General features: G+C 38.7%; 9 protein-coding genes and 1 pseudogene. 8 read left to right on the top strand and 2 right to left on the bottom strand.

What is annotated here, in order from left to right:
- Positions 1-56: 56 nt before the first annotated feature.
- Positions 57-1,124 carry a mannonate dehydratase gene (uxuA, locus tag ACLTU0_RS07780; RefSeq protein ID WP_412274335.1) on the top strand — a complete coding sequence of 356 codons (1,068 nt, stop codon included), beginning with the start codon at positions 57-59 and terminating at the stop codon, positions 1,122-1,124.
- 40 nt (positions 1,125-1,164) lie between these two features.
- Here uxuA and ACLTU0_RS07775 read toward each other — a convergent pair whose 3' ends face one another.
- Positions 1,165-1,917: a DUF6062 family protein gene (locus ACLTU0_RS07775; protein ID WP_412274334.1), complete on the bottom strand. Its 753-nt coding sequence runs from the start codon at positions 1,915-1,917 to the stop codon at positions 1,165-1,167.
- Positions 1,918-2,446: 529 nt separating this feature from the next.
- On the opposite strand from ACLTU0_RS07775, the gene ACLTU0_RS07770 reads away from it, so the two are divergent.
- The 4 genes and pseudogenes from ACLTU0_RS07770 (at position 2,447) to ACLTU0_RS07755 (ending at position 7,880) form a co-directional block, all read left to right on the top strand.
- On the top strand, positions 2,447-4,228 hold the full coding sequence (locus ACLTU0_RS07770) for a phosphoenolpyruvate carboxykinase (GTP) (RefSeq protein WP_412274332.1): 1,782 nt from the start codon (positions 2,447-2,449) through the stop codon (positions 4,226-4,228).
- A 143-nt stretch (positions 4,229-4,371) separates the two neighbouring features.
- A pseudogene (locus ACLTU0_RS07765) lies at positions 4,372-4,935 on the top strand (LemA family protein).
- Between the two features lies 1 nt (position 4,936).
- Complete coding sequence (locus ACLTU0_RS07760) at positions 4,937-5,686, top strand: TPM domain-containing protein (RefSeq protein ID WP_412321930.1); 750 nt, start codon at positions 4,937-4,939, stop codon at positions 5,684-5,686.
- A gap of 187 nt (positions 5,687-5,873) precedes the next feature.
- A complete protein-coding gene (locus ACLTU0_RS07755; protein ID WP_412321929.1) occupies positions 5,874-7,880 on the top strand; it encodes an S-layer homology domain-containing protein in 2,007 nt (668 codons plus the stop codon).
- Between the two features lie 55 nt (positions 7,881-7,935).
- On the opposite strand, the gene ACLTU0_RS07750 is transcribed toward ACLTU0_RS07755, so the two are convergent.
- Positions 7,936-8,622, bottom strand: coding sequence for a TIGR00266 family protein (locus ACLTU0_RS07750; RefSeq protein WP_117964993.1), 687 nt, complete (start codon positions 8,620-8,622; stop codon positions 7,936-7,938).
- Positions 8,623-8,861: 239 nt separating this feature from the next.
- Here ACLTU0_RS07750 and aroC point away from each other — a divergent pair, with 239 nt between their 5' ends.
- From aroC to ACLTU0_RS07735, 3 genes are all read left to right on the top strand, one after another.
- A complete protein-coding gene (gene aroC, locus ACLTU0_RS07745; RefSeq protein ID WP_118445872.1) occupies positions 8,862-10,007 on the top strand; it encodes a chorismate synthase in 1,146 nt (381 codons plus the stop codon).
- Between the two features lie 24 nt (positions 10,008-10,031).
- Entirely contained in the window at positions 10,032-10,619 is a 588-nt protein-coding gene (locus ACLTU0_RS07740; RefSeq protein WP_412321926.1) for an RNA polymerase sigma factor, read from the top strand.
- A gap of 65 nt (positions 10,620-10,684) precedes the next feature.
- Positions 10,685-11,875 (top strand): hypothetical protein, encoded by a 1,191-nt coding sequence (locus ACLTU0_RS07735; protein ID WP_412321924.1) that lies wholly within the window; start codon positions 10,685-10,687, stop codon positions 11,873-11,875.
- The last annotated feature ends 124 nt before the right edge of the window (positions 11,876-11,999 follow it).

The raw sequence follows: 11,999 nt of genomic DNA, 5'->3' as shown, positions 1-11,999 counted from the left end.
GTAATATCGGAAATGAAAGACGATTTTTATAAGGAATTTTAACAGGAGAGATAAAAATGGAAATGACATTACGTTGGTACGGTTCAAAATTTGATACCGTAACGTTAAAGCAAATACGACAAATACCGGGCGTTACGGGCGTTATAACAACGCTTTACGATACCGCACCTGGTGAAGTATGGAGCAGAGAAAGAATTAAAGAAATGAAAGATGAAGTCGAAAAAAGCGGACTTCATGTAAGCGGAATTGAAAGCGTAAATGTTCATGACGCAATTAAAGTCGGAACATCGGACAGAGATAAGTACATAGACAATTATATTGAAACGCTTGAAAATCTCGGAAAAGAGGACATTCATCTTGTGTGCTATAACTTTATGCCTGTATTTGACTGGACAAGAAGTGAGCTTGCAAGAAAACGTCCCGACGGTTCAACCGTGCTTGCATACAATCAAGATGATATTGATAAAATCGTTCCCGAGAAGATGTTTGAATCTATTTCAAAGGACATGAACGGTACGGTTATGCCCGGTTGGGAACCTGAGAGAATGGAAAAAGTAAAAGAGCTTTTTGAAATGTATAAGGATGTTGACGATGAAAAGCTTTTTGAAAATTTAAAATATTTTCTTGAAAGAATAATGCCTGTATGCAATAAGTACGATATAAAAATGGCAATTCACCCCGACGACCCTGCTTGGAGCGTTTTCGGTTTGCCGAGAATTATAATTAATAAGCAGAATATACTTCGTATGATGAAAATGGTTGACGATGTGCATAACGGCGTTACTTTCTGTTCCGGTTCATACGGAACAAACCTTGAAAACGATTTGCCGGATATGATTCGATCATTAAAGGGAAGAATACATTTTGCGCACGTCAGAAATCTTAAATTTAATTCACCGACCGATTTTGAGGAAGCGGCACACTTGTCATCCGACGGTTCGTTTGATATGTACGAAATAATGAAAGCACTTTACGAAATCGGATTTGACGGTCCTATCCGCCCCGACCACGGAAGAATGATATGGGACGAAGTGGCTATGCCGGGTTACGGACTTTATGACAGAGCGTTGGGTGCGACATATCTAAACGGTTTGTGGGAGGCTATTGAAAAAAGCTCAAAATAACACAAAAAAGGCGGTTGATAGTTTGTCAACCGCCTTTTTGTCATTTTTCTTCGTAGTCATTATTGATAAAAGCTGAAATTTTGTCGATTGTTCTGATTGGTGCGTCTTGTGCGGTACCCCATTCCATATCTTTGTTGCGATAGTCGAATTTAAGTGTGAATTTATGTATATCCTCCTGTATTCTTGAAAGTTCGGCTTCTTGCTTTTCAAACAGGCAGGCAAGGAATTGGGCGGCTTGTGAGTCTTTTAATGATTTTGGTACTGTATCAACAAGCAATTTCATATGCTTTAAGCATACACCTTTTGATTTATTGAATTTTTCTTTAAACTTTTCGTCATTTGCCCACATATACAAAAGCACATCGGCATACCTTTCCATAGTGTGATTGATTTTATCACACACAACACAGCAGTCCGATATACCGTCAAGTTTTTCGGAAAGTGCTTTTGCAAAATCGGCCGAGCCTGTTTTCTTAAAAAGACCGCCTTTTTGATTTTTTAAAGCCGACGCGGATTTTTTCAGCGTATCAAATTTTTTGCGTATTTCCTCTAAATGTGTGTCAAGCACAAGCGACAGTGCAAGTTTGTTTGACATACCGAAAAGCATTGAATAGTGATGGTTGCAAAATCCTTTTTCGTTTGATTCCATACGAAATTCAGGCTCCATCATTGCCGCACCGAGTGTGTAGTCAAGCGTTTCTTTTTCAAGTTTTTTCTCAAGTTCACAAAGCGGACATTCGCAGTCTGTATCGTAAACTTCATTTACCGGTATTGTATAAATTTGTTCTTTCATAAGTAATAAAGCTGCCTTTCAAATAGCTATATTGCAGACAAAACCACTGTGGTTTTGTCTACATTTTTTTTGGAGTGTGAGGTGTAACCTCACTGAAAATCATTTCTGGCGACCTGTGCGACAGAAATGACTTAAAATCCAAAGTTTCGACTTTGGAGGAACTTTGTGATTTTTTCTCTGAAAACGCTCAAAAATTACATCTATGATGTGATTTTTGGAGCTGCCGACATTTTGTCGGCAGACTCGGTTATATTGTTATTATAACACCTAAAAGACTGCCTTTCAAGAACAAAAACGAAAGTTGTATTCTGCAAATTCAAAAAGGTTATGATTTATTTGTGCAAAACGTCACATTTTTAACGAAAAAATAACGTATTTCTGATAGTAACTGATAAAAAAATAAAAAAATCATTATAAATTCTTTAAAAAAAACAAAAAATATGTTATAATGCACTTGTCAATAAAATAGAAAACAATGTTACAAAATAACACTGTATAAAATTAAAAAATGTATTGGAGGATTTTTACCATGACAGAAAACAAGACAGTTCTTGCATGGCTTGAAGAAATGAAAGCTATGTGTCAACCTGACAATGTTGTTTGGATTGACGGAAGTGAAGAACAGCTTGAGGCTCTAAGAGCAGAGGCTGTTAAAACAGGTGAAATGATTAAACTAAATCAAGAAAAGCTTCCTGGATGTTACTATCACAGAACAGCTGAAAACGACGTAGCTCGTGTAGAAGACAGAACATTTATCTGTACTCCTACAGAAGAAGAAGCAGGTCCAATCAATAACTGGATGGCTCCTGACGAAATGTATGCAAAGCTAAAGAAACTATATGCAGGTTCAATGAAGGGCAGAACAATGTACGTTATCCCTTATTCAATGGGTCCTATAGGTTCACCTTTCTCAAAGATCGGTATCGAGCTTTCAGACAGTATCTATGTTGTACTTAATATGGCTATTATGACAAGAATCGGTCAAAAGGTTCTTGATCAACTTGGAAATGACGAAAACGCTGAATTCATCAAGTGTCTACACGCTAAGAAAGACGTAAATCCTGATGACAGATATATTGTTCAATTCCCACAGGATAACACAATTTGGTCAATCAACTCAGCTTACGGCGGTAACGTTCTTCTTGGTAAGAAGTGCTTCGCTCTAAGAATTGCATCATATCTTGGTAAGAACCAAGGTTGGATGGCTGAGCATATGCTAATTCTTGGTCTTGAAAATCCTCAAGGCGAAGTTAAGTATATCTGTGCTGCATTCCCATCAGCTTGCGGTAAGACAAATCTTGCAATGCTTATCCCACCGGAATACCTAAAGAACCAAGGTTACAAAGTATGGACAGTCGGCGATGATATTTCATGGCTAAACATCGGTCCTGACGGCAGACTATATGCTATCAACCCTGAAGCAGGTTTCTTCGGTGTTGCTCCTGGTACATCAGTAAAGACAAACTTCAATGCTCTTGAATCAACAAAGAAGAATACAATCTTCACAAACGTTGCTCTTAACAATGCAGACAATACAGTTTGGTGGGAAGGTCTTGACAAGAATCCTCCTGTTGATGCAACAGAATGGAAGGGCTCAAAGGTTAACGGTCCTGAATACTCTGCAGCAGGTAACAATCTTGCTCATCCTAACTCAAGATTTACAGCTCCGGCTATCAACTGCCCATGTATCTCATCTGAATTCGAAAACCCACAGGGCGTTCCTGTAGAGGCTATTGTATTCGGTGGCAGACGTGCTAAGTGTGCTCCGCTTGTATATCAATCAAGAGATTGGCAGCACGGTACATTCGTTGGTGCTACAATGGCATCAGAAACAACAGCAGCAGCTGCAGGTGCAGTAGGTGTTGTTAGACGTGACCCAATGGCTATGAAACCGTTCGTAGGCTACAATATGGCTACTTACTGGGGTCACTGGCTTGAAATGGGTAAGAAGCTTGGCGACAAAGCTCCAAAAATCTTCCACGTTAACTGGTTCAGAAAAGATGACGAAGGACACTTCATGTGGCCTGGTTTCGGTGACAATATGCGTGTACTTCTTTGGATTCTTAACAGATGTGCAGGTAAGGTTGACGCTGTTGAAAGCGAAATCGGTTACCTACCAAAGCCTGAAGATATCGACCTAACAGGTCTTGAAGACGAAAATGTTGATATTAACGGTCTTCTTACAATCGATAAGCAGGTATGGCTTGAAGACGTTGCAAATATCGAAGAATATTTTGCACAGTTCGGCGATTTACTTCCACAGGAAATGGCTGACGAACTTGCTAAGTTAAAGGCTAACCTTTCTAAGTAATTTTAATTACAGTGTATTAAGAATTTAAAAGCAGACAAAATCTTTATGGTTTTGTCTGCTTTTTTTGTTGACATTTATAGACACATAGGTTAAAATGTAAGTGTATAATATATACAGATTATCTATAGAAAAGAGGAGAAAATATGAAGAAAAAAGGTGTAATTATCGGTGTTATAATAGCGGTAATCGTAATTATAGCGGTAAGCATTATAGGAAGTTACAACGGACTTATAAGTTTAGAAGAATCGGCCAACACGGCATATGCCGATATACAGGTTCAACTTCAAAGACGTATGGATCTTGTACCGAACCTTGTTAATACTGTAAAGGGATATGCGGCACATGAAACGGAAGTGTTCACTGCGGTTTCGGACGCTCGTGCAAAACTTGCCGGTGCGGGAACAGTTGAGGAGGCAAGAGGCAAATGAGAACTTTCATCGGCACTTAGCAGATTGATTGCAATTTCGGAATCATATCCGGAATTAAAGTCAAACGAAAACTTCTTGTCACTTCAAGATGAACTTGCAGGTACGGAAAATCGCATAGGTGTTGCAAGAAAGGATTATAATGACGCCGTTCAAAAATATAACGTAAAAATACGTTCATTCCCTACAAACATATTTGCAAATATGCTTGGTTTTGAAAAGAAACAACAGTTTGAGGCAGACAGTGCGGCACAATCTGCTCCTTCTGTAAGTTTTGATTGATATGAGTAGGGGGAAGATACGTTTCGCGGCATTAATTTCCGCAATGTTTGTTTTATTTATAAATATTTGTGCGTTTGCAAAGGTTGATATACCGAATCATACGGATAGATTTTTTATAAATGACTATGCGAATGTTATTGACAGTGAAACAGAGGATTATATATTTGAAAAAGGTAAGGCGTACAATGTTAACGGCGGACCGCAAGTTGTTGTTTTGACAATGGAAAGTATAGACGGAAACGATCTTGAAGACTTTTCGATTGAAACGGCGAGAAAATGGGGGATTGGCGATAAAGACGCGAATAACGGAGTTCTTATTCTCCTTGTTATGGATAGCCGTGATATTCGTATCGAAGTTGGTTACGGACTTGAGGGCGTTTTAAATGACGGTAAGTGCGGTCGATTTATCAGAAATGCAACAGATTCTTTGTCGGCAGGTGATTACAGCGAGGGTATTAAGCAGATTTATGATTCGGTAATCGGCGAACTCGAAGACCCGACACCCGATGAAGAAGATGATGATGACACTATGGTTGAAATAATGACATATGTAGTGTTTTTCATAGTTTTAGCGATTGTGGTATTTATCACTAATATCAAAGGACGTGGCGGACGTGGCGGACGTGGCGGCTATCATAGCGGCGGCGGTTACTATGGCGGTGGTTTTTCCGGCGGAAGCAGCAGCGGAGGAGGCGGATTCTCCGGCGGCGGCGGAAGTTTCGGCGGCGGCGGTGCCAGCGGTAAATTTTAAAATATAAAAATCATATCTTGCACGTTCCGGATAATTTGTCGACAGTCTGAAAGGGTGTTGTGTTAAAAACAACACCCTTTTGTGTAAATAAAAATTTTTTTAATTTAATGCAACCTTTTGGTGTGCTGAAAAGTATTATATATGAAAGGAAAAATAATCCGATAAATTTAACAAGGAGGAAAAAATTATGAAAAAATTATTAGCGGTAGCATCAGCGTTGGCTCTTACTGTATCGGCAGTATCACCGGCAGTTTTAGCCGCTGAAACGTTAGCCACACAGCAAACAGAAACATCTGCAAGAGAGAATATGCAGAAAATATTGGAAAGCGTTAAACAGAGAGTTGAAATTCCGAGTGAGTGCAGTGAATTTTCGAGCAGAACAGAGGAACAGTACGGCGAAAAAGTTTATAACTTTACATGGAATGAAAAAGACGGAAACAAGAGTGTTAATATAACTTGTACGGCAGACGGAGTTATAACCAACTATTCAATTCACGGTTTTAAATCTGATGATAAAAATAACACACCGAATTTACCGAAAATTAGCGAAAGTGATGCAAAAAAGACGGCGGAAAACTTCTTAAAACAAATTAATCCCGATTTTCCGTATGAAATAAAAATTTATGGAAGCAACGGCAGTATTTTTGGTAACGGATATACATTCTATATTAAAACGTATGTAAACGGTGTATTGTTCACGAACGGAAACGGCTCGGTTAATATTGACGGTACAGATGGATATGTAATGGGTTTTGATTTGGGCTATATACAAGCGGATTTTCCGTCAATCAATAATGCGATAAGCGTTGATGAGGCAAAAAAAGCGTACAGTGATAAACTCGGACTTGAGTTGGTTTATCGTACATATGTTGACGAGGACGGTAACGTGGTAGCTTATCCTGTATACACACAGGAATACGACTACGACAAATACATTAATGCACTTACGGGTGATGCGGTTGATGTTACAAATTACAGATATTTCATCGGCAACAAATCTGAAAGTGCAAATGATGCAACAGCAGACGGCGGACTTACCGAACAGGAAATAAAAGAGCTTGACAATATAGACGGACTTATTTCAAGAACCGCTTTGGAAAATAAATTAAAGTCGAACAAGCTTTTGTCAATCCCTAAGAATATAAATACAGACAGCATTTCTTTATATAAAAATTATGACGATGAATATACATATGCTGTATCAATGTCAAATGACAAGTGCAACATATATACGTCTGTTGATGCTAAAACAGGTGAAATAAAGTATTATTCACGTTGGGGAGAAGATGACAGTGAGGTAAAAAATAATGATGATTCGGCTTTAAATACACTTGCAGGAGATAAGGCAAAAGAATACAAATATGATGAAAATTCACATCAGTATATCAGATATGTCAACGGTATTAAGGTAACAGGCGACTATGCCAACGTGACAACAAACAACGGCGTACTTACTGATTTCAGGATGAATTATACCGACACCGAATTTCCGTCAATCGAAAATGCAATGAGCAAGGAAGACGCTGAAAAGATTTTATTTGACGCAAAAGATTACAGCATTGTATATATGCAGAATTATACTGACAACACAAGAGAGATTATCCCTGTATACACAATAGATACAGAAAATATCAATCCGTTTACAGGTAAGTTTGTTGACTATCAAAACAAAGAAATTACGGAGGATGCAAGCAGTAAACTTGAATATTCGGATATAGACGGTCACTATGCCGAAAAGTATATCAAAGAGCTTGCTTATTACGGAATAGGTTTTGAGGGCGGCGAATTTAAACCTGACGAAAGGATTACTCAAAAGGATTTTCTTGCACTTTTGATGAGCATAAACGGTAACGATATAATCGTATTGAAAAACAATTTAGAACAGGCAAATTGGGTGTACAGAAATTCAGCACAAAACAGTATTATTTCAGAAGATGAACGCGATGATGATGCGGAAGTAACTCGTGAGGTGGCTGCTGTGTATATGATTCGTGCAATCGGTGCTGAAAATTATGCAAAATATAATGATATTTACGTTACACCGTTCAATGATGTTACGGAAAATAAGGGATATATCGCATTGCTTTCGGCTATGGGCGTGTTAAGCGGTGACGGTAACGGTAATTTCAATCCAAACCGTGAAATGACAAGAGCGGAAAGTATAATTATGATTTATAATTATTTAACCAGATAAAAAATAAGAAGTGGCAAAATATTTTTGCCACTTCTTTAGTTATAATTTCTATTTGCTATTTTGATGACGGTGTCGGAAGATACGGGATAATTTTATTTGCAAATTCAGCCATATTCATTGTTTGTAAATATACCTTACCCGGACCGGTAAGAGTTGTAAGGAACAGTCCTTCACCGCCGAACAACATATTTTTAAAGCCCTTTACTGTTTCAACGTCATATTTGACGGTTGATTCAAAAATCGCAACACTGCCTGTATCGACTTTAAGTTTTTCGCCTGCAGCAAGGTCGATTTCTTTAACTGAACCGTCAAGCTCAATGAAAGCAGTACCGTTTCCGGAAAGCTTTTGAAGTACAAAGCCTTCACCGCCGAACAAGCCTTTCTTTATGCCGCTTGTTATATATGTTGAAAGTTCAACACTTTGCTCGGCACACAAAAAAGCTGATTTTTGACAAATAAATTCTTTGTCGGAAGAAATGTGAAGTTCTTTGATTTCTCCGGGAAAAGATGAGGCGATTGTGATAGATTGGTTCGGTGCCTCGGCGGTGTATGTAGCCATAAACAATGACTCACCGCTGAACATACGTCCAAGACCTTTCATAAATCCGCCTTTCATATTGGTGTCCATTTTTACTTTGTCCGACATCCATGTCATACCGCCCGATTCGGTATAAATGCTTTCGCCTTGTTCAAGGTCGATTGTTACGGCAGGAAGAATATTTCCCCAGATTGTAGTTTTCATAAAAATTACCTTTCCTTTCTGTATGAAATAGCTCAGTGACTTTAGTGATATTCAAATTATATCATAATATTCCTATTTTAAATATATCTTTTTTATTACAATTACACAAAGCGAGTTTTGTAAAATTGTCGTTAAAACTTGCAAAAGTAACGAAAAAGTGATAAAATAGATTATATATATTATGTTGTAGTTTATATATAAAAAAAATACAAATTGTAGTTACGAATGGAGATAAAAATATGCTTAGATATTTCACGGCGGGAGAGACACACGGTAAGTGTCTTACAGTTATAATCGAAGGTATGCCGTCAGGTGTTGAGATAAGCCTTGATGAGATAAACGAACAGCTTGCAAAGCGTCAGCAGGGCTATGGCAGAGGCGGAAGAATGAAGATTGAAAAAGATACTGCCGAAATTCTTTCGGGTGTGAGAGGCGGAGTGACTCTCGGAAGTCCTATCGCAATTAAAATCGAAAACAGAGATTGGGCGAATTGGGAAAGTATAATGGGTACTGAAACGGCGAATAATGAAAAGTCTGTCGAATGCCCAAGACCGGGACACGCTGACCTTACCGGAGGTATGAAGTACAATCACAGAGATTTGAGAAACGTGCTTGAAAGAGCAAGTGCCCGTGAAACTGCAGCAAGAGTGGCTGTCGGCGCACTCGTAAGACAGGTTTTAAAACCGTTTGGAATAGAATTTTTAAGCCATGTTAAGAGAATAGGCGAGGTTGAAGATACATCCGATTTTACTGCGGCAGATTTCTTTGAAAAAGTACAAAATTCACCTGTTGGGTTTGGCGATGAAAATGCCGCTCAAAAGGCTATGGAATACATAGACAAAATCAAGGCAAGAGGTGAAAGCGTAGGCGGAATAGTGGAAACTATCGTAAAAGGTGTGCCTGCCGGATTGGGAAGTTATGTTCATTACGACAGAAAACTTGACGCAAACCTTGCTTTCGGTGTTATGAGTGTACAGGCTATCAAGGGCGTTGAAATCGGTATGGGCTTCGGTGTGAGCGAAATACCGGGTTCAAAGGTACATGATGAAATCGAATATTCGGACGACTTCCACAGACTTACCAACAATGCCGGCGGTATTGAGGGCGGTATGTCAAACGGTGAGCCGATTATTGTTAAGGCGGCAATGAAACCGATACCTACTTTGTATAATCCGCTTAGAACAGTCAATATTGACGATAAATCGGAGCATAAGGCAACTGTCGAACGTTCCGATGTGTGTGCTGTACCGGCTTGTTCGGTTGTCGTTGAGGCGGTAATCGCATTTGAAATCGCAAAGGCGTTTTTGGATAAATTCAGCGGTGACTGTATGGCTGACGTAAAGGCATATTACGATGTATATATGAACAGAATTAAGAATTTCTAAAATCAAACGTAGGGCAAATAAACCATGAGAGGTGGTGAGGGATTTTTGACCGAAAATGATTTGATTAAAAAGTGTAAAAAAGGTAGCCGAGAAGCTTTTAATATATTAGTTTCAAATTACCAACAGCTAGTTATAAATATCGCTTACGGAATGCTTTCAAATCAAGAGGATGCATATGACGCGGCACAGGAGGTATTCGTAAGGGTGTATAAAAGTATAGAGTCATTTAAGGAGCAATCTTCCTTTACCACGTGGCTTTATAGGATAACTAAGAATGTTTGCTCTGATATTCTGAGAAAACGTCAGAAACATTCGGGTGTAATAAGTATCAATCAGGCGATTGACGAAAAAAAAGATATGGATATTAGGGACGAAAGTCCTACACCGGAAGAAAATATGGAAATATCGGAACGTCAGAGAGCTGTACGAGAGGCGATAAGCGAACTCAAAGAAGAATACAGAACTGTAATAACACTATGCGATATTGAGGGATTGAGTTACGATTACATAGCTGAGGTACTCGGAATACCGTCGGGAACGGTTAAGTCGCGAATTAATCGTGCGAGAAGTGCATTAAAGAAAAATTTAATGAATAAACGGGAACTTTTTTGATATTTCTTACGTCTAATATATTGTAAAAAGAAATTAATGAAAATTTAAAGAAAGGGGGAGTAAAAATGAATTGTGATAAATTTAACGAATGCTTGGACAACTATGAAAATTTGAGTGACGAAACAAAGCAGAAAATGGATAAACACGCATTGGAATGTGCAAATTGTAAAAGTGAACTTGAATTTATGCGTTCAATTATTTCAACGGCTAAATCTCTCCCTGACATAAATGTTCCTGTGGATTTTATGGAGAAATTAAATGTCCGCATAGATGAAGAGGAAAAGAAAAAAGCACGAATAACAAGACGTGTAATGCGTAATGTTCGCCGTAATTGGAAACAGTATACTGCGGCAGCGGCTTGCTTTGCGTTGGTAGCTGTTGTAACGGCTAACAGCAATATGTTCGTCGATAAGATGAACGGAAATGATGACGGTGTTATTCAAGAGGAAACAGTCGTGACTGACAGTGACGGAAATACTGCCGTAAGTACGACAGCAGCAGCAGTGGCTGCTCAAGACAATGCGGAAGAAAATCAACCGACAGTATTTGAAGAAACGGTTGAAAACACTATTCCCGAAAATAAAACAGCGAAAAGTACATCATCGTTTGCAACGGCAAAGCCGCAAACAAGTACGAGTACAAATTCGGTAAAAAGCAGTGTGGTTGCAAATAACAGTAAATCCACATCTGCTCCGTCTGTAAGTCCAAAGGTACAAAATAATGCGGTACCGTCTGTTTCTGCAGAACCTGCAAAGTCGGACGAAGGTGCGGTTTCGCAGAAAACAACTGCTGAGGTTGCTGATAATTCAAACGATATTCAAGCTTATTCACAAGATGACGGAATAGCGATTGCAAGTATTGATGTTCAGTCGGACGATCGTTCCGTATATGACGGAACTGCTGACAATATCAATAATTCAAGAACAGTAAAATCAAGTGTTGAAGATGATTATTCGCTTGCGGGCGGAGCCCAAATCGCATACGGCAGATACTATAAGTTGGATAAAGACGGCAATCCGATTGAAGCCCAAGAAGAAAATAAACCTATCGGTTCAATCGTAATTTCCGCAAAGGACGCAGACGAGGCGTTAAGCGTTATAAGACAATATTCATACGATGAAGACGGTGAATTTTACACAACGAGTTCTGACAGATTGACGTCAATGCTTTCAGTATTATCCGTTCAGGGAATCGGTTACAGTAACTATACACCTGCTTATGAGGGTGAAGTAACATTTAAACTTGTTATAAGTTAATATAAATGCCTTTCACGACAGCATTATCTGTTGTGGAGGGCATTTTTGTTTGGAAAAACAGAACAAAAAAATCGGACTGTCAGTCCGATTTTTTGATATGTCTAAGAAATAAGTTGTTTTAAAA

The sequence above is a fragment of the Hominilimicola sp. genome (assembly GCF_046972485.1).
Lineage (GTDB): Bacteria > Bacillota > Clostridia > UBA1381 > UBA1381 > Hominilimicola > Hominilimicola fabiformis.
Note: the sequence above shows the minus strand (reverse complement) of the source record. Positions and strands in the feature narration are given on the sequence as shown.